The 17352-nt window shown below is 64.7% G+C and carries 17 protein-coding genes; 4 read left to right on the top strand and 13 right to left on the bottom strand.

Annotated elements, in window-relative coordinates; genetic code table 11:
- Window positions 1-109: 109 nt before the first annotated feature.
- On the top strand, window positions 110-1126 hold the full coding sequence (locus tag ACTIIH_RS10585; protein ID WP_441451699.1) for an epimerase: 1017 nt from the start codon (window positions 110-112) through the stop codon (window positions 1124-1126).
- A 71-nt stretch (window positions 1127-1197) separates the two neighbouring features.
- Here ACTIIH_RS10585 and trhO read toward each other — a convergent pair whose 3' ends face one another.
- Window positions 1198-2109 carry an oxygen-dependent tRNA uridine(34) hydroxylase TrhO gene (gene trhO, locus ACTIIH_RS10580; RefSeq protein ID WP_441451698.1) on the bottom strand — a complete coding sequence of 304 codons (912 nt, stop codon included), beginning with the start codon at window positions 2107-2109 and terminating at the stop codon, window positions 1198-1200.
- 163 nt (window positions 2110-2272) lie between these two features.
- Between trhO and purL the strand changes: the two genes are divergently transcribed.
- A complete protein-coding gene (gene purL, locus ACTIIH_RS10575) occupies window positions 2273-4657 on the top strand; it encodes a phosphoribosylformylglycinamidine synthase subunit PurL (protein WP_441451697.1) in 2385 nt (794 codons plus the stop codon).
- A 132-nt stretch (window positions 4658-4789) separates the two neighbouring features.
- Here purL and ACTIIH_RS10570 read toward each other — a convergent pair whose 3' ends face one another.
- Window positions 4790-5335 carry a hypothetical protein gene (locus tag ACTIIH_RS10570; RefSeq protein ID WP_441451696.1) on the bottom strand — a complete coding sequence of 182 codons (546 nt, stop codon included), beginning with the start codon at window positions 5333-5335 and terminating at the stop codon, window positions 4790-4792.
- 78 nt (window positions 5336-5413) lie between these two features.
- Here ACTIIH_RS10570 and ACTIIH_RS10565 point away from each other — a divergent pair, with 78 nt between their 5' ends.
- On the top strand, window positions 5414-5992 hold the full coding sequence (locus ACTIIH_RS10565) for a TetR/AcrR family transcriptional regulator (RefSeq protein ID WP_441451695.1): 579 nt from the start codon (window positions 5414-5416) through the stop codon (window positions 5990-5992).
- On the opposite strand, the gene ACTIIH_RS10560 is transcribed toward ACTIIH_RS10565, so the two are convergent.
- On the bottom strand, window positions 5986-6723 hold the full coding sequence (locus tag ACTIIH_RS10560; RefSeq protein WP_441451694.1) for a hypothetical protein: 738 nt from the start codon (window positions 6721-6723) through the stop codon (window positions 5986-5988). The genes ACTIIH_RS10565 and ACTIIH_RS10560 overlap by 7 nt on opposite strands.
- A gap of 232 nt (window positions 6724-6955) precedes the next feature.
- On the opposite strand from ACTIIH_RS10560, the gene ACTIIH_RS10555 reads away from it, so the two are divergent.
- Window positions 6956-8185 carry a cobalamin-independent methionine synthase II family protein gene (locus ACTIIH_RS10555; RefSeq protein ID WP_441451693.1) on the top strand — a complete coding sequence of 410 codons (1230 nt, stop codon included), beginning with the start codon at window positions 6956-6958 and terminating at the stop codon, window positions 8183-8185.
- 84 nt (window positions 8186-8269) lie between these two features.
- Here the strand turns inward: ACTIIH_RS10555 and ACTIIH_RS10550 are convergent, their stop codons facing one another.
- The 10 genes from ACTIIH_RS10550 to ACTIIH_RS10505 form a co-directional block, all read right to left on the bottom strand.
- Window positions 8270-9670 carry a TIGR01777 family oxidoreductase gene (locus tag ACTIIH_RS10550; protein WP_441451692.1) on the bottom strand — a complete coding sequence of 467 codons (1401 nt, stop codon included), beginning with the start codon at window positions 9668-9670 and terminating at the stop codon, window positions 8270-8272.
- Between the two features lie 219 nt (window positions 9671-9889).
- The gene (locus tag ACTIIH_RS10545; RefSeq protein WP_441451691.1) at window positions 9890-10081 is read right to left on the bottom strand and encodes a hypothetical protein; all 192 of its coding nucleotides are present in this window, start codon (window positions 10079-10081) and stop codon (window positions 9890-9892) included.
- A 205-nt stretch (window positions 10082-10286) separates the two neighbouring features.
- On the bottom strand, window positions 10287-12494 hold the full coding sequence (locus tag ACTIIH_RS10540) for a BCCT family transporter (protein ID WP_441451690.1): 2208 nt from the start codon (window positions 12492-12494) through the stop codon (window positions 10287-10289).
- Between the two features lie 183 nt (window positions 12495-12677).
- Entirely contained in the window at window positions 12678-12809 is a 132-nt protein-coding gene (locus ACTIIH_RS10535) for a hypothetical protein (RefSeq protein ID WP_441451689.1), read from the bottom strand.
- Between the two features lie 157 nt (window positions 12810-12966).
- Window positions 12967-13281, bottom strand: coding sequence for a DMT family transporter (locus tag ACTIIH_RS10530; protein ID WP_025779934.1), 315 nt, complete (start codon window positions 13279-13281; stop codon window positions 12967-12969).
- On the bottom strand, window positions 13278-13637 hold the full coding sequence (locus ACTIIH_RS10525; protein ID WP_101595878.1) for an SMR family transporter: 360 nt from the start codon (window positions 13635-13637) through the stop codon (window positions 13278-13280). The genes ACTIIH_RS10530 and ACTIIH_RS10525 overlap by 4 nt, the downstream gene beginning before the upstream one ends.
- Window positions 13634-14245, bottom strand: a complete 612-nt coding sequence (locus ACTIIH_RS10520; protein WP_441091518.1) for a TetR/AcrR family transcriptional regulator — start codon at window positions 14243-14245, stop codon at window positions 13634-13636. The genes ACTIIH_RS10525 and ACTIIH_RS10520 overlap by 4 nt, the downstream gene beginning before the upstream one ends.
- Before the next feature lie 168 nt (window positions 14246-14413).
- On the bottom strand, window positions 14414-15205 hold the full coding sequence (locus ACTIIH_RS10515) for an ABC transporter ATP-binding protein (protein ID WP_441091519.1): 792 nt from the start codon (window positions 15203-15205) through the stop codon (window positions 14414-14416).
- 5 nt (window positions 15206-15210) lie between these two features.
- Complete coding sequence (locus ACTIIH_RS10510) at window positions 15211-16194, bottom strand: ABC transporter permease (RefSeq protein WP_441451688.1); 984 nt, start codon at window positions 16192-16194, stop codon at window positions 15211-15213.
- A gap of 145 nt (window positions 16195-16339) precedes the next feature.
- The gene (locus ACTIIH_RS10505; RefSeq protein ID WP_441451687.1) at window positions 16340-17317 is read right to left on the bottom strand and encodes an ABC transporter substrate-binding protein; all 978 of its coding nucleotides are present in this window, start codon (window positions 17315-17317) and stop codon (window positions 16340-16342) included.
- Window positions 17318-17352: the final 35 nt, after the last annotated feature.

Below are 17352 nucleotides of genomic sequence, written 5' to 3'. Positions count from 1 at the left end.
CCAGAGGCGACGCGCAAATCCAAAACCGACTTTCTCCACGTGACACCCACCACACGGTCTCTGCGCCGCATCAACAGCCCCGCGAAAGCGGGGTGTTAGCGTCCTGAGTATGAGCATCGAACCCGCAGACACAGCGCTGACGAACACCCAGGCTCCGATCGCCGTCATCGCCGGTGCATCGGGATTCATCGGCAGCGAGCTGCTGAATGCACTCACCACGTGGGGGTACACAACGCGGACGATCGGCCGGTCTCCCGCCTTCGCCGACGCCACCTGGGATCGTCCCGACCGAATCGCCGAGCTCGTCGACGGCGCCGACCTGCTTATCAACCTCGCCGGTCGCAGCGTCGGGTGCCGGTATACGGATGCCAACCGCCGGGTCATCTGGGACTCCCGCGTCGATACGACCCGCGCTCTCAATACGGCCGTGGCAGCCGCCTCGGTGCCGCCGCGTCTGTGGATCAACTCGAGCACGGCCACCATCTACCGCCACTCGATGGACCGACCGCAGACCGAGGAGGACGGTGACATCGGCGAAGGATTCTCGGTCGACATCGCCAAGGCCTGGGAGAAGGAGTTCTTCGCCGGGGACCTGCCCGCGACCCGACGAGTCGCGTTGCGGTTGGCGATCGTGCTCGGTGACGGAGCGGCTTTGAACATGTTGGCCACCGCGGCCAGATTCGGTGCGGGCGGTGCCCAGTATGAAGGTCGTTGGTTCCCCCACCGGCGCTATCGCGGGGTCGGCCCGGACGCTTCCGGGCCGACCGTCTGGCGGGGGCATCCGCCAACTCACGGACGACAGCGGTTCAGCTGGGTCCATATCGACGATGTGCTCCGGGCGATCCGGTTCATCGACGAACATGACGAGCTCAGCGGGCCGATCAACGTCTCGAACCCACAGGTCGCGGACAATCGCTCACTGATGAAAGCGCTGCGCACAGCAGTGCGTATGCCCTTGGGGTTTCCTGCACCCAGGTGGCTGCTCGAGATCGGGATGACAATCCTGCGTCAGGAGTCGGAACTCGTGCTCAAGAGTCGGTGGGTGCTGCCGGCACGACTCGAAGCGGCCGGGTTCGACTTCAGGTGGACCGACATCGAAGCGGCGACGAAGCACCTGCTGCGCTGAGGAGTCGGTACTGCACTCCCCGTCTGGGGGAACGGCTTCCCCCACTGCCGGGGAACGTCGGGGTCACACGCTCAGCCGACGGCCGCCTCGGCGGGGATTCCCTGCTCGACGCAGTCGGCGCAATAGGGCTGCAGACCCTTGTCCGTGCAATCGGCGCACCGCAGGTACTGCCTGCGGCACTCGAGATTCGCACAGTTGACGAACTCCGGGGTCTTGTTGTCGCAGGACACACAGTGCCCGATGGATTCAACGTTGTCCCCGAACTCGACGTGCATGCGCTTGTCGAAGACGTAGAGCGATCCGTCCCAGTAGCCGGAGCTGCCGAAGGCCTCGCCGTAGCGGACGATGCCGCCGTCGAGCTGATAGACCTCTTCGAACCCGCGGTTCTTCATGAGCACGGACAGGACCTCGCAGCGGATTCCGCCGGTGCAGTAGGTGACGACGGGTTTGTCCTTGAGGTCGTCGTATTTGCCGGATTCGATCTCGGCGATGAAGTCACGCGTGGTGTCCGTGTCGGGCACGATCGCGTCCCGGAACTTCCCGATCTGCGCCTCCATCGCATTGCGGCCGTCGAAGAAGACGACCTCCTCGCCGCGTTCGTCGAGGAGTTTGTGCAGGGCTCCTGGTTTGAGATGCTGGCCGCCGCCTTGGACTCCGTCATCTGTCACAGTGATCTCGTCCGGGGTGCCGAAGGTCACGAGTTCGTCGCGGACCTTCACGCTCAGGCGTGGGAAGTCATCGCCCTGACCGTTCGACCATTTGATGTCCGCGCCTTTGAACGGTGCGTAGGACTTCGTCGCCCGCACGTACTGCTTCACGTCGAAGATGTCCCCTCCGACCGTGGCGTTCATTCCGTCTTTCGATACGATGATCCGCCCCTTGAGCCCGAGGCTCTCGGCCAAGGTGTGCTGCCACAGCTTGACCGCTTCGGGGTCGGGCAGCGGGGTGAAGACATAGAACAGGACGATCTTGGGAGTTGCCATGGTTTCCATTCTAAGTGGCGGGCGACCATCCGATTCCCAGCGGGGAACGGCTCACCCCCTCCCCGAGGCGGCCCTGTCCGTGGACGCGCTTCGCCCTTGCAGTGGGGGCACGGCTAAGATTGGCCGTGAGTGCCGTGTCGTATGAAAGGGCCCCGAAGAGGACATGACGTCTAACCTCAGCTCTGCGGATTCCACGCAGGTCGATTCCCCGCAGAACGCATCGAAGAAGGTCAAGGAGACGGTCGAGTTCGCAGCGGCGAACCCCGACGTCGAGCAGCCTTTCGCCGATCTCGGTCTCACGGCCGACGAATACGAGAAGATCAAGGCGATCCTCGGACGTCGCCCCACCTCGGCGGAATTGGCCATGTATTCGGTGATGTGGTCCGAGCACTGCTCGTACAAGTCCTCGAAGGTCCACCTGTCCAAGTTCGGTGACAAGGTCACCGAGGACATGAAGAAGCACCTCCTCGTGGGCATCGGCGAGAACGCCGGCGTCGTCGACATCGGGAACGGCTGGGCCGTGACCTTCAAGGTCGAATCGCACAACCACCCCAGCTACGTCGAACCCCACCAGGGTGCGGCCACCGGAGTCGGCGGCATCGTGCGCGACATCATCTCCATGGGTGCGCGCCCGGTCGCCGTGATGGATCAGCTGCGGTTCGGAGCCATCGACCATCCGGACACCGCCCGTGTCGTCCACGGCGTAGTCGCCGGCATCAGCAATTACGGCAATTCCCTGGGCCTGCCGAACATCGGCGGCGAAACCGTCTTCGATTCCGTCTATCAGGGAAATCCGCTGGTCAACGCCCTGGCTGTGGGTGTCATGCGGCATGAGGACATCCGTTTGGCCAACGCCTCGGGACTGGGCAACAAGGTCGTGCTCTTCGGTGCGCGCACCGGTGGCGACGGCATCGGCGGTGCTTCGATCCTCGCCTCCGAGTCCTTCGACGATTCGAAGCCCTCGAAGCGCCCCGCCGTCCAGGTCGGCGACCCGTTCGCCGAGAAGGTGCTCATCGAATGCTGCCTCGAGCTCTTCCACGCCGGTGTCGTCGAAGGCATTCAGGACCTCGGCGCTGCAGGCATCTCCTGTGCGACCTCGGAACTGGCCTCCAACGGTGACGGCGGTATGCACATCGCGCTCGACGACGTGCTGCTGCGCGATGAGACGCTGACCCCTGAGGAGATCCTCATGTCGGAGTCGCAGGAGCGGATGATGGCCGTCGTCCGTCCCGACCGCCTCGAGGAGTTCCTCGAAATCGTCGGCAAATGGGAGGTCGAGACCTCCGTGCTCGGCGAGGTCACTGATTCCGATCGTCTCGTCATCGAATGGCACGGCGACGTCATCGTCGATGTGCCCCCGCGCTCGGTCGCCCACGATGGACCCGTGTACAACCGTCCGTTCACCGCACCGTCATGGACCGCCGAGGTGGCTGCGAACACCGTTGAGGCCGCTGGTTTGGCGAAACCCGAGTCCGATGATGAGCTGCGGTCGACGATGCTCGAGCTCGCGGGGTCGCCGAACCTCGCCTCGAAGTCGTGGATCACCTCACAGTACGACAAGTACGTCCAGGGCAATACCGCGCTGGCCTACCCGGATGATGCCGGTGTCGTCCGCGTCGACGAGGAGTCCGGTCTCGGTGTGGCCATCGCCACCGACGCCAACGGCCGCTACAGCTTCCTCGACCCGGCGCGCGGTGCCCAGCTGGCTCTGGCCGAGGCCTACCGCAATGTCTCGACCTCAGGTGCCATTCCGCGTGCGGTCACCGACTGCCTGAACTTCGGGTCTCCCGAGGATCCGGAGATCATGTGGCAGTTCGCTCAGGCCGTCGAAGGCCTCGCCGATGCCTGCCAGGACCTGGGAATCCCGGTCACCGGCGGCAATGTGTCCCTGTACAACCAGACCGGCGGCGTGGCCATCCACCCGACTCCGGTCGTCGGTGTGCTCGGTGTCTTCGATGATGTCACCCGCGCCACTCCGAGCGGCTGGCAGGAGCCGGGCCAGACCATCTATCTGCTCGGCACCACCGATGCGGAGCTCGACGGTTCGGCGTGGGCCGACGTCACGGCGGGCCACCTCGGCGGGGTTCCTCCGCAGTACAAACCGGCTGCGGAGAAGGAACTCGGCGAGATCCTCATCAACTGCTCGCGCGACGGCATGATCGATGCCGCGCACGATCTGTCCGAAGGCGGACTGTCGCAGGCGCTCGTCGAATCGTCGCTGCGATATGGCACGGGTGCCCGGATCTGGCTCGACGAGGTCTGCGAGCGTGACGGCGTCGACGTGTTCACCGCACTGTTCTCCGAATCGACGGCTCGCGCGATCGTTGCCGTGCCGCGCTCGGAAGAGGTCCGCTTCAAGGACATGTGCACGGCCCGGCGGTTCCCGTTCGTGCGCATCGGCATGACCGATGCCGGTGACGGAGCTCCTGCGCTCGAGGTCGTCGATCACTTCTCGATCGGCCTCGACGAACTCGGCCAGTCCCACGAGGGTACGCTGGCTGATCGCTTCGGCGGCAGCGTCGCGGCGGTGACCGAAACCGCGGTCTGAGCCACGACTGGCGAAGACTGACGCCGAGACGGCCTCTCGGCCTCGATACGACCAGCTGCGATTGGTCCTCTCGAGGCCGAGAGGCCGTCTCGCTGTCGTGCTGTGTGCGAATCGCCCTGCTGGGCGTGACAGTCACGAAGGCGGGTCGGCAGACTTCTCGCCTTCGCGCTTGCTGCGGCGCCAGCGGTCACGCAGCGGTCCGATGAGGCCCCAGGCGACAGCGGTGAAGACGGCGACGATCGTCCAATAGATCAGCCAGAAGGAATCAGCCGAGCCCGCAATCACGATTCCGATGGCCAGCAGTGCGATGGTGATCGCCGAGGCGGTCAGGCAGCGCAGCCAGTACTCGAGACTGGTTCGGGTCGGCACGGCAGGCAGTTCGGCCTCGCTGAGACCCGTATGGCGACGGGCGAATCGGCGGTCGACGTGGGCGATGGCCTCCGGACCGAAGACGACGGAGAAGCCGACGTAGAACGCGGCCATTCCGTGGCTGAAGTCCGATACCGCTCCCCGGTGCAGATCGATGTAAGTCAGGACGATGATGACGACGTCGATGAGGGGCGTGGCGATGAGGAGAACTGTTGAAACCGTTCTCCAGCGCAGCAGATACCTCGCGCAGACTCCGACGAGCAGAAAGATCCAGAACAGTACTTCACCGGCGATGATGAACAACAGCATCGAGCGACACACCCATTTTGATCGATGACATGTTTTTCTCGCTCGACTGTACCAAACTAGAGCTCGAGGAGGAACAAGGTGCCGAAATTCGTGGACCATGATCAGCGCCGCGCCGACATCGGGTGGGCCGTGGCCCGGCTCATCGCGGCCGAGGGGATTCAGGCCGTGTCGGTTCGCGCCGTCGCCGCCGAATCGGGGTATCAGCCCTCGACTCTGCGGCACTATTTCCCTCTGGCAGACGAGATGACAGCGCATGCTCTGGTCCTCATCAGTCAACGGCAGCAGCAGCGACTGTCAGCGAAGAGTTGGCCCGAGGACCCACGTCTGGCGATTCGCGAAGCCTGGTGCGAAGCTCTTCCCCTCGACGAGGATCGCCGGATCGAGGCACAGGTCTGGTTCGCCTCAAGCATCACCGCGCGATCGGATTCGGCGCGGAAGGCTCTGGCATCGATCAACGAAGGACTCGACAGACTCTGTGCCAACACCATCGAGGTCTATACCGGACGGGCCGGCGATGCCTCGGCCCGTACAGCTCTTCGCGCCGTCACCGATGGGCTCGCGCTGAACGGGGTCATCGATCCCGAACGCTTCACCCCGTCCGTCGTCGAATCGAGCCTCGATCTCTATCTCGACCAGCTGCAGCGACCGGATCAGTAAGCAGGCTGTGCTGGCGCCGGGGCCGTCGCCCCATCGACACGGCCAAGCAGATGGAAGAGCCCGAGACTTGCGAAGATGAGCAGGAGCCACACGGCTTGGAGGAGAGCTCCGGCCATGACGCCGGTCGCGACGTTCTCGGCCAGCGGTTGTGCAATAGTCGTACTGAGCACGGCGAGGATCGCACCGAGGACGACAGCGATAACGAGGAGCCACCACCGACGATTGCGTGCGATGTTCCATCCGCAGAAGACGGCGGCCAGGAAGAATCCGTTGAGCACCCCTTGGATGACGTTCATGGTGAGCAGCGGCCCCCTGACCTCCGTCCCGGCCGATGCCAGAAGGATCCCTGTCAGCGGCGTGAGGATCATCAGCGTTGCGCATCCGAGAAAGAATACTCCGGCGCCGATGAGTCTCCGCGCCCAGCTGGTGTTCTTCACCAGGAGAATGGCTGCAGTGCCGAGGACCAGCCGGAGACAAGCGCAGATGATCGACCCGACGCTGAAGAGCAGGATTACTGAGGTCGCCTCCCCCGACGTTACCATCGGGGCCAACACCAACGACGGCAGCACCCCGATGATGAGTGCCGCCCAGAACAGACTGCGGGCAAGCCAGCCCGGATTCTGCGGAACCGACACCATCGTCGCCGCCGGGCTCCGACCGAGTCCCTGGCTCCACGGCTGACCGGTGCCTGACCGCCCGGCTGGGTCCTGACCGTATTGTCCGCTACTCATGCCCCCAGCATATGAGCCAACCTCACTTGTGGCTGAACAGAACGGACAGTTTTTCAGTACCGGACTGAGCCGACCGCACCGCGTCTCCGGACGACCAACTCGTTACGTCACGTGTCCCAAGATGACGACAACAACTCATGCGCCACTGCGAATGTGATTGCCTGAGAAGGAATGCTGCGGAGCGACTGCCGCAGTCGCACTGAACAATCGAACCGAAGAAGAGGAGTCAGTTATGGCAACGATTCGCACATCCCACGCGGGATCCTTACCCCGCACCCCCGAACTCATCGAGGCCAACAAGGCCAGGCAGGCGCAGAACACCGCCCGCCTGGCCGGCGAGTCCGTGTCGCAGGAACAGGAGCAGGAATTCGACGAGCTGCTCGCCGCCAGCGTCACCGACCTCGTCAAGCGACAGAAGAACCTGGGCATCTCGCTGCCCAACGATGGCGAATACGGTCACGCCATGGCCGCGGACTTCGACTACGGCGCCTGGTGGCACTACTCGTTCGCCCGCACCGGCGGGCTCGAACTCCACGACATCGACCTCTGGGAGATCCCGGCCAACCGTTCGACTCCGGGCAATATCGTGCTCACGAGCATGCCCGACCGCCGTGACCGCAACCTCTTCCCGAACGTCTACACAGATCCGAAGGCCGGCACCGACACCGGCCAGCAGCCGCAGTTCCCGAAGGCCACCGGCCCGATCAGCTACATCGGTCAGGACCAGGTCAACCGTGATGTCGCGAATCTCAAGGCCGGTCTGGCTGCCGCCGGCTATGACGAGCGTGCCGGGTACATCAATGCGCTCTCCCCCGGTTCGGCCTCCCGCATCGCCAACGAGTACTACTCATCCGATGAGGAGTTCATCTGGGCGTGGGCCGATGTGCTGCGGGAGGAATACCTCGCCATCACCGAGGCGGGCCTGACCGTCCAGATCGACGATCCGTCCTTGGCGGAGAACTTCGACCAGATCAACCCGGAACCGTCCTTCGATGACTACCGCTCGTTCATCCAAGTCCGCATCGATGCGCTCAACCATGCGCTGCGCGGAATCGACCCCGCTCAGGTGCGCGTGCACACCTGTTGGGGCTCCTGGCACGGACCGCATGTCACGGACCTGCCGTTCGCCGAGATCGTCGACCAGGTGCTTTCGATCAATGCCGCCGGCATCACTTTCGAAGCCGCGAACGTCCGCCACGAACACGAATGGCGGATCTGGGAAGACAAGAAGCTGCCCGAGGGCAAGTACATCATCCCCGGCATCGTCTCCCATTCGACGAACGTCGTCGAGCATCCCGAACTCGTTGCCGAGCGCATCGGCCGGTTCGCCAAGCTCGTCGGACCGGACAACGTCGTCGCCTCCACCGACTGCGGCTTGGGCGGACGAGTCCACCCGGACATCGCCGTCGCGAAGCTGCAGTCCCTGACCGAAGGTGCCCAGATCGCTTCGAAGCGCTTCTGATCCGCGGCTGCGGAAACAGCAGCAACAGCAGTAACACCGGTCCCCTCCGCTCGGCTCCAACGCCGGACGGAGGGGACTTCTGCATCACGCCCCGATGCCGAGCTCCTCATCGAAGCAGTCGGCAAGCGTCGGGTGGGCGTACTGGTAGCCGGTTTCCTGCAGCTTCTCCGGCACCACTCGCTGGTCCGCCAGCGCGAGTTCCTTCGCCCCGTCACGGCCGAGCATGAGCTCTGTGATGAAACCGGGCGTCGGGATCCATGCCGGCCTGCGCAGATGGGCGGCGAGAGCCTCGGCGAATTCCGCCTGCGAAACGAGATCCGGGGCAACAGCGTTCACGGGTCCCCGCACATAGTCGTAGAGGACGGCGTGCACATACGCGCGCGCCACGTCGTCGAGGGAGATCCAGGCCAGAGCCTGCTCCCCGCTGCCCAATCGACCTCCGGCGCCGGCGAGGAACAGCGGCGCCTGCAGTTTGAGCAGACCACCCAAGGAACTGAGGACGACTCCGGTCCGGATCGACACGCGCCTGATTCCGGCGTCCTCGACTCCGGCCGCAGTCTCCTCCCACTTCTGGCACACCTCGGCGAGGAATCCCTCACCGGCCGGCCCCGTCTCGTCGACAGGTTCGTCAGTTTTCGACCCGTAGTAGCCGACCGCAGAGGCGCAGACGAAGACCGAGGGGCGCTTCTCCTCGGGCAGACCGCGCATCGTTTCGACGAGCAGCCTCGTCGAGTCGATGCGGGAGGACCAGATCTCGTCCTTCGCGTGCTTGGTGAACCGCGTGGCGATGGATCGCCCACCGAGGTGGACCACCGCATCCGCCCACGCGAGGTCGCGTGGATTGAGGATCCCCAAGTCCGGATTCCAGTGCACCTCGTAGGGAAACTTCGGGGTCTCGCGGACAAGCAGTCGGACGAAATGTCCGGCGGTGGAGAACAGTGCGGCGACCTGGCGTCCGATCATTCCGCTTCCGCCGGCGATGAGGATGTGTTTGCCCTTCTTCCGCGTCAGCAGGGGCGCATTCGTGGATTCGAGGAAGTCGATGTCCATGAGCATCCGCTTGCGGCGGGCGTCGAAAGTCGCGTCGAGGTAGTGGGTGAGCCCGCGGTCGATGACGTCGAAGCCCTGGGGAGCCATGGAGAATTCGATGTGGTCGTCGATCTTCGTCCCGCCGGCGACCGAGGTGAACTCGTGCGTGTGCTTCCACTGACTCAGCGGGCCCTTCTTCAGCTCATCGACGAAGGAGAATCGCGAGGGGCCCTCCGAATGCACCGAGCTGAACGGCCGCCGCACAAGGCCGTAAGTGCCGGGAACGCTCGTCTTCACCTGCGCCACCGAGCCCGGCGCGATCGGAGGATAGCTCTCCTCGACAATCTCCTGCGCCCAGTGAGGTGAGAGGCGAGTCAGCGCTCCTGGCCGAGCATGCCAGTCGAATGTGGTCTCCGCACCGAGCGGAACTTCAGAAGTCGACTCAAAGATTGTCATAGCATCCCTCCTACCTCGAATGATGCCACCGGTTTCTGAGAATATGACCTGCAACTCACCTAAGTCCAAGTGAATTGTTCTCGCCGAGGCGGCTCACCCTCCCAGCAGGTCCGCCGAAGCCGCCCGGCGGGGTCCGAAAGCTGCTTCCGCGGGCTCGAAGTGTGAGCGCAGTGATCTGGATCGGGGCGCTCACACTTCGAACCCGCGGGTGCAGCGCGGTCAGTCGGGGGCAGGGAGCTTGCCGAAGCGGAACGCCGACCAGAAGTCTCCGCGCACGTAGCCGTGCTCCGGCTCCGGCTCGAAGTCCCAGTGGCGGGCACGGCCGACCTTGAGCGCATCGGCCACAAGCTGACGGCTGCGCTGCGAACCGAGCACATGCTCCTCGAGATGCTCGAGATCGTAGCGGGACACGAGTTCGGCGCATACCGGCCAGGGGTGATCACCTCGGCGGGTCCGGTGATGATGAGCGAGACCCTCGAGGACCGTTCGTACGATGACAGGGGAATGTCGGCACCGAGGCTGCGAAGTCATCTCCGTTGTCGAGGCAGTCGATCTCCGAGGGCATCCGCCCGGGCGGCCAGCTGATCGGCTTCGATGACGACGATGTTCGGGGTGGTCATGAGTGGTCCTCTCTGCGGTCGGAGCCGAGGTCGGCTGCGGAATCGGTCACTGAATCCGGGGCGGATTCCGTCGCCGAGGCGACCCCGGAGTCCGCATCGGTCGTGGAGGCGCCGTTCCCTTCGGTCGCGTCCGTCGCCGAGGCGGCCTCCGCCTCGGCGGGGGCGGTGCCGTCATCCGGAGTCCATCCGTCGGCCCACTCCCCCGTCTCGTAGTCGAATCCGACGGGTTCGCCGTTCTCGTCCGTGCGCTGGTACCAGCCGGTGTAGTCCTCGTGTTCGGAGTCGATGCCGCAGTTCGCGCCGTCCCCCGGTTCGGTGGGCACGACCTGCAGGGCGAAGTCGTCGCCGTAGGATTCGGCACCGGCGACTACCGCATTGTCCACGGCGTTCTGCGCGTACTTCCGGCGCAGTGCCATCGGGTCGGTGCGCAGCTCCCTCACCCAGGCGATGATGATGAAGAGCATGATGACCGCGAACGGCACAGCCGTGACGATGACGAGCTGCTGGAGGCCCTCGAGTGCGTTCGCGTTGCCGAGCAGGAGCATCACCACGGAGATGCCCGACATCACCAGGCCCCAGAACACGACCACCCACCTCTTCGGCTCCTGGTCGCCGCGGCTGGCGAGCATGCCCATGACCACGGAGGCGGAGTCAGCGGAGGTGATGAAGAAGATCGCGAGCACGACGATCGCCACGAACGGCAGCCATTCGACGTAGGGAAGGTTGTCGACGAGCGCGAAGAAGACCTCGGGGGCGGCCATGCTGTCGGAGAACCCGGCGGCGCCGTCCCGGTACATCGAGATCGAGGTTCCGCCCATGATCCCGTAGGCGACGAAGAGCAGCGTCGAGGGGATGAAGATCGTACCGAGGAGGAATTGGCGGATGCTGCGTCCGCGCGAGATGCGGGCGATGAAGGTGCCGACGAAAGGCGACCAGGAGATCCACCAGGCCCAGTAGTAGACGGTCCACACCGACTGGAACTCCTGGGTCTCGGAGCCCCAGGACAGGGACTTGCCCATGAGGTCGAACATCGACCCGAGGTACTCCATGAGCGCCGAGGGCAGCAGGTTGAGCAGGAACAGGGTCGGCCCGAGGAAGAGGACGATGCCGACGATGGCGATCGTGAGCACGATGTTGATGCTCGACAGGTAGCGGATGCCCTTCGACACACCTGAGACCGCGGAGATGACGAAGCCGATGGTGAGGACGAGGATGATGATGACGAGCATATTGTTCGTCATCGGTCCCGCACCGGAGACGATGCTCACTCCGGTGCCGATCTGCATGGCTGCGATGCCGAGCGCGGCGGCCGTGCCGAACAGTGTGGCGACGATGGCGAAGATGTCGACGAGTTTGCCGGCGAAGCCCTCCGACTGTCGTTTGCCGAAGAGGCTGACGAAGATCGAGGACAGCAGCAGGGACCTACCGCGGCGGTAGGCGGCGTACGCGATCGCGCCGCCCACCAGGGCGTACATCGCCCAAGCGTGGAATCCCCAGTGGTAGTAGGTCTGCGCCATCGCGCCGTGGAGCGCTTCGATCGACTCCGGATCATTCGTCAGCGGGGGTGGAGTGATGAAGTAGGTGAGCGGCTCAGAGGGGCCGAAGAAGAGGACTCCGATGCCGATGCCCGCAGCGAAGAGCATCGCCACCCAGGCGAACGTGGAGAACTCGGCCTTCTCCCCGTCCTTTCCGAGCGGGATCTTTCCGTACGGGGAGAACGCGAGGATGAGCATCGCGACGAGGATGACGAGGGCGACGAGGTTGAACAGCCAACCCACGTTCATCGTCGACCAGTCGAATGCGGCCTGCGCCACCGAGGCGACGCTGCCGGAATCGGCGATGCCCCAGATGACGAAGGCGACCGTGAGGGTTCCGGCGATCGCGAAGATCACTTTGTCGAGGGAGTACCGGCGTCGCTGTTCGTCGATGGCGATGCCGGGCACGAGGATCGGGTGGGTGTCGTGCGGGTAGTGGCCGTGTGTGTCTTCGAGATCGGCCTTCACGGGTCCGCGCGGGCGGCGGTAGTCGAATCGGCCGAGGTTGCGCCCGGTCTCGCGACCGACGCGTTTGGCGTCAGCCCCCATCCGGCGGGCATCGGCCATGATCCGTTCGCGTGATGCGCGGCGGGCCGCCTCGGTGGGGGCATCGGACCGCTTTTCCGGGCCCGGATCCTGTTCGTCGGTGCGTTTTGAGTCATCTGTCATGTGTCGGTTCACACTCTTTCGATTGTTGCGGAAACTGCCGGGATCGATCGGTGCCGCGCACGGAGACGAACGCGTCAGGAGCCGATGGCATGAACGCACATCGGGTCAGAGTCGGAGATCAGGTGCTGCGACCGGCCGGTGGTCGTCAGACTGGCAGATGGTCTGCGGATCGGCGACCGGTGACTAGGGCTCTCCGCCCCACCAGCCGACGGCCACGGGTTCCCAGGAATCGTTGGCGAAGCCGCAGCTCGGGCGTTCTCGATTCGGGGTCGACCATCCCCAGCAGTGATGGTCGTCGAATCTGAGAGGGGTCATGCCTTCGGACGATAACAACTTGCGTGAGGCTTCACAACAAATTCTCAGCAGCGAATGGGGGCCGCCATCGCCGAGGATGCACCGGGCTGAGCCGCTCGGACCTGCCCCGCGCGGGAACGGTCAATCGGGCAGTCCTGGTCGGTTCGGCAGACCCGGGTCAGCCTATTTCGACGAGGATGACTCCGACGGTGATGAAGCCGATGCCCAGCAGCGCCTTGCGCGTGAGCGGATCCTTCCAGATCACCCGGGAGAGCAGGCAGACCAGCGCGACTCCGCAGGCTGCCCACAGACCATAGGCGACGCCGAGAGGCATGCCCTCGGCAAGTGTGCGGCCGAGGAAGAAGAAGGCCGCGGTGTAGCTGATGGCCACGGGAATGAACCAGATCCTGCGCTGCAGTCCGGCGCTCGCACGCAGGCACAGGGTGCCGGCGACCTCGCTGAGGATCGACAGTGCCAACCACATCCAGCTCATTCGGTGACCTCCGTGACCACGGTCGCGGATTCTTCGGGAGTGCCGGATTCGACGAGGATGACGCCGATGATGATGAGGGCGATGCCGATGATGGCGCCGACGCTCAGAAGTTCACCGAAGAACACGACACCGAGCACGGCCACGAGGGCGACCCCGCTGGCCGACCAGGTCGCGTACACGGCGCCGAGGGGCATGCCCAGGCGCTGGGTGAGGCCGAGGATGAAGAAGGCCGCGGCGTAGAGGACGACGACCCCAGGAATCCACACCGGATCGGCGACCGCGGCGCGCAGCATCAGGGTGGCGGCCACCTCGGCGAGGATGGCAGTGACGAGCAGCAGCAGACGTGTCGAGTTCATCCTGTCACCTCCGCCGCAGAATCGTCGGACGTTCCCGCAGCGACTCCCGCCGCGGCATCGATGGCTGCCTCAGCGGCATCGATGAGCGCGAGCGCGTGTGTGCGCACGGCCGCGAGATCGCTGGAGGGGAACACCCCGGTGGCTTCGGACATCCATGCACCGTCGGCACAGAATCGGGCGGCGGTGAGCAGTGACACGGCACGATCATCGAGCCCGGCGGTGTCGAACCACGGACCGAGATGCTCGCTCCACGCCCGCGACAGCTTCGGGTGGTAGAGCGCATCGGAGAAGATCCAGTAGTCGGCGCGCGAGACCTCGGCGGTGGTGGCCACGGTGACGTAGGCCCGATGCCGGTCGAAGCTCGTCAGTTCCCGACTCGAATGTCCGGTGTGCTCACGCAGCCGCTGCGCCCAGTCTTTCGCGGCATGGTCGACGAGCCCGAGCATGAGCGCTTCCTTGGACGGGAAGTGATACATCAGGCCCGGTTTCGTCAGTCCCGCCTGCTGCGCGACCGATTCGAGCGAGATCGTCACACCCTGCACCGAATCATGCGATTCGGCCAGAGCCTTCGCCGCCTCGAGAATCCGCATCCGTCCGTCATTCGCCATGCCTCAATTTTACCAACCGGTTGGTAAAGTTCGCCAGTGCGGAAGAGAGGGTGGTCCGCACCCCGCGGTGTGAACCACCCTCCTATGTGCCTCGGCCGGGTGTCATGCGCGCGGCCGCTCTCCAGCGAGCTCGTCACCCATGCGCTTCAGAGGCTATCGAGTAACGGCTCAGTTGAGCAGTGCCCGGTCGCCGAGAGTCGCTCCCTTGAGTTTGGAGAATTCGTCGAGCAGGGTCTCGACGGTCAGGTCCTTCTTCTCCTCGGCCGAAGCCTGGTAGATGATCCGCCCTTCATGCATCATGATCAGCCGGTTGCCCAGCGCGATCGCCTGCTCCATATTGTGGGTGACCATGAGGGTGGTCAGCCCGTCGGCCTCGACGATCTTCTTCGTCAGGGTCGACACGAGGGCTGCACGCTGCGGGTCGAGAGCGGCGGTGTGCTCGTCGAGCAGCAGGATCCGCGGCTGGGTGAATCCGGCCATGAGCAGGCTCAGTGCCTGCCGCTGTCCGCCGGAGAGCAGTCCGACCTTCGTCTTCAGCCGGTTCTCGAGGCCGAGCTCGAGAGTCGCCAGCTCCTCTTTGAAGTGCTTGCGCCGTTCCGAGGTGGTCCCCCGCCCCAGCCCGCGCGGCTGTCCGCGTTTGAGCGCAAGGGAGAGGTTCTGTTCGATCGTGAGGTCCGGAGCGGTTCCGGCCATCGGGTCCTGGAAGACTCGGCCCAGGTATCCCGCTCGCTTGTATTCGGGCATCCGCGACACCTCGCCGCCGTCGATGGTGATCGACCCGGAGTCGATGGGCAGGCGGCCGGAGATGGTGTTGAGCAACGTCGATTTTCCGGCACCGTTGGAGCCGATGACGGTGACGAAGTCGGATTCGTCGAGTTCGAGCGAAAGCCCTTGCAGTGCCTTGCGTTCGTTGACGGTGCCGGGGAAGAAGGTCTTGGAGATGTTGTCGATCGTGAGCATGGGTCTCAGATCTCCTTCCCGGCTCGGGCGCCGGTCGCGCCGGCAGGGATGTCGGCGACCTCGGCGGGGTCTTTCCTATCGGCCGGTCCCGCCGGCACCGAGGCGGCCGCGCGGTTTCCGCGTCCGCGCAGAGAGGGGATCCGTTTGAGGAATCCCCACCTGGGCAGCAGCAGTGCGATGACGACGAGCAGCGCGGTCGTCAGCTTCATATCGTTCGTATCCAGGCCCGCACGCAGGGCGAGGAAGATGATGAGCCGGTAGACGACCGACCCGAGGAGTGCGCCGAGGCTGGCCATGACGATGTTGCGGCTGCCGAACACGGCCTGGCCGAGGATCACCGAGGCGAGCCCGACGAGGATGAGGCCGATGCCCATGCTGATATCGGAGAACCCCTGGTACTGAGCGACGAGCGCTCCGCAGAGCGCGACGAAGCCGTTCGACAGCGCCAGGGTGAGCATCGTCGAGTTGTCGGTGTTGACGCCGAGACTGCGGATCATCTCTTTGTTGTTGCCGGTGGCCTGGATGGCCAGTCCGAGATCGGTGGTGAGGAACCAGTCGATGGCGAACTTGAGGATGAGGGCGAAGGCGAGCAGGATCGCAATCGACACCCAGGTGCCCATGAGCATGTTCTCGCGCAGCGGGGTGAACACGGTGTCTTCTCGCAGGAGCGGCAGGTTCGCCTTCCCCATGATCCGCAGGTTGATCGACCACAGGCCGATCATCGTGAGGATTCCGGCGAGCAGTCCGTCGATGCCGCCTTTCGTGTGGAGCAGGCCGGTGATGTAGCCGGCGATGAGTCCGGCGCCGATCGCCGCGAGCGTGGCCAGGAAGGGGTTGACCCCGGCGATGATGAGGGAGGCTGCGGTGGCGCCGCCCGTGGTGAAGCTTCCGTCGACGGTGAGGTCGGGGAAGTTGAGGACCTTGAAGGTCAGATAGACCCCGAGCGCCATCGCGCCGTAGATGAGCCCGAGCTCCAATGCTCCGAACATGGGTTTCCGTTCATTTCTGGTGTGTGGTTCGTGGTGGACCCGAGGTCGCCGGGGTCAGCGCCGGCGGCCTCGGGGCCGGTGACGTCGGTGGAATCGAGGAGTTCAGACCTCGCTGCACCGGGTCACGGGGTGTTGCGTGCGTCGATCACTCGATGACGTTGTCGGCTTCGTCGATGAGCTTCTGCGGAATCTCGGCACCCTGGGCCTCGGCGGCCTTCGGGTTGACGACGAGCTCGAGATTCGAGCTGGTCTCGACGGGCATTTCGGCGGGCTTCTTTCCGTCCTGGAGGATCTTCAGAGCCATTTCGCCGGTCTGTTCGCCGAGCTTCGTGTAATCGATGCCGCGGGTGATCGCTGCGCCGGATTCGACCTGGCCGGCCTCCGACCCGACGAGCAGAGCCTTGTTCTTCTCTGCCGCCTGGACCATGGTCGACACTGCCGAGACGACGTTGTTGTCGGTGGGCACGTAGTAGGCGTCGACCTTGCCGAGCGAGTCCACGGCCTGAGCGAGCTCGCCCGAGTTCGCGATCGTCGCCTCCTTGATCTTCACGTCGAGGCCCTCTGCCGCCTTCTTCGCGAGATCGACCTGCACCTGCGAGTTGACCTCACCGGAGCTGTAGACGATGCCGACGGTCTTCGCATCGGGTTTGACGTCCTTGACCAGCTTCAGCTGCTCTTCGACCGGGTTGAGGTCGGAGGTGCCGGTGACGTTGCCGCCGGGGCTGTCATTGGAATCGACGAGTCCGGCCTCCTCGGCGTCGGTGACGGCGGTGAAGAGCACGGGCTTGTCGGTGATCGCCTGGGCTGCGGCCTGAGCGGCCGGGGTGGCCACGGCGAGCACGAGGTCGAGGTCGTCGCTGGCGAACTGCTGAGCGATCGAGGTCGCATTGGCCTGTTCGCCCTGAGCGTTCTGCACGTCCCATTCGACGTCGACGCCGGCATCCTCGAACGACTTCTTGAAGCCTTCGGTGGCAGCGTCGAGCGCCGGGTGCTGGACGAGCTGCGAGACGCCGATGGAGAACGAATCGCCTTCGCCGCCACCGCTCTCACCGCCGCCGCAGGCCGAAACCGCAAGAATCGAACCGACTGCCACCATCGCTGTGGCCACTTTGCTGAGACGCATTCTTCTCCCTTTCGGAAATTTCGATCCGCCGGTGC

This window comes from Brevibacterium sp., assembly GCF_052105255.1.
Lineage (GTDB): Bacteria > Actinomycetota > Actinomycetes > Actinomycetales > Brevibacteriaceae > Brevibacterium > Brevibacterium linens_B.
Note: the sequence above shows the minus strand (reverse complement) of the source record. Positions and strands in the feature narration are given on the sequence as shown.

Bases quoted from the DNA above. Each gene is read 5' to 3' on its own strand.
- ACTIIH_RS10520 (WP_441091518.1), bottom strand. From the start codon at position 14,245: ATGGCGAATGACGGACGGATGCGGATTCTCGAGGCGGCGAAGGCTCTG.
- ACTIIH_RS10555 (WP_441451693.1), top strand. From the start codon at position 6,956: ATGGCAACGATTCGCACATCCCACGCGGGATCCTTACCCCGCACCCCC.
- ACTIIH_RS10510 (WP_441451688.1), bottom strand. From the start codon at position 16,194: ATGTTCGGAGCATTGGAGCTCGGGCTCATCTACGGCGCGATGGCGCTC.
- ACTIIH_RS10530 (WP_025779934.1), bottom strand. From the start codon at position 13,281: ATGAGCTGGATGTGGTTGGCACTGTCGATCCTCAGCGAGGTCGCCGGC.
- purL (WP_441451697.1), top strand. From the start codon at position 2,273: ATGACGTCTAACCTCAGCTCTGCGGATTCCACGCAGGTCGATTCCCCG.
- ACTIIH_RS10505 (WP_441451687.1), bottom strand. From the start codon at position 17,317: ATGCGTCTCAGCAAAGTGGCCACAGCGATGGTGGCAGTCGGTTCGATT.
- ACTIIH_RS10525 (WP_101595878.1), bottom strand. From the start codon at position 13,637: ATGAACTCGACACGTCTGCTGCTGCTCGTCACTGCCATCCTCGCCGAG.
- ACTIIH_RS10535 (WP_441451689.1), bottom strand. From the start codon at position 12,809: ATGACCCCTCTCAGATTCGACGACCATCACTGCTGGGGATGGTCGACC.
- ACTIIH_RS10585 (WP_441451699.1), top strand. From the start codon at position 110: ATGAGCATCGAACCCGCAGACACAGCGCTGACGAACACCCAGGCTCCG.
- ACTIIH_RS10560 (WP_441451694.1), bottom strand. From the start codon at position 6,723: ATGAGTAGCGGACAATACGGTCAGGACCCAGCCGGGCGGTCAGGCACC.
- ACTIIH_RS10515 (WP_441091519.1), bottom strand. From the start codon at position 15,205: ATGCTCACGATCGACAACATCTCCAAGACCTTCTTCCCCGGCACCGTC.
- trhO (WP_441451698.1), bottom strand. From the start codon at position 2,109: ATGGCAACTCCCAAGATCGTCCTGTTCTATGTCTTCACCCCGCTGCCC.
- ACTIIH_RS10540 (WP_441451690.1), bottom strand. From the start codon at position 12,494: ATGACAGATGACTCAAAACGCACCGACGAACAGGATCCGGGCCCGGAA.
- ACTIIH_RS10550 (WP_441451692.1), bottom strand. From the start codon at position 9,670: ATGACAATCTTTGAGTCGACTTCTGAAGTTCCGCTCGGTGCGGAGACC.
- ACTIIH_RS10570 (WP_441451696.1), bottom strand. From the start codon at position 5,335: ATGCTGTTGTTCATCATCGCCGGTGAAGTACTGTTCTGGATCTTTCTG.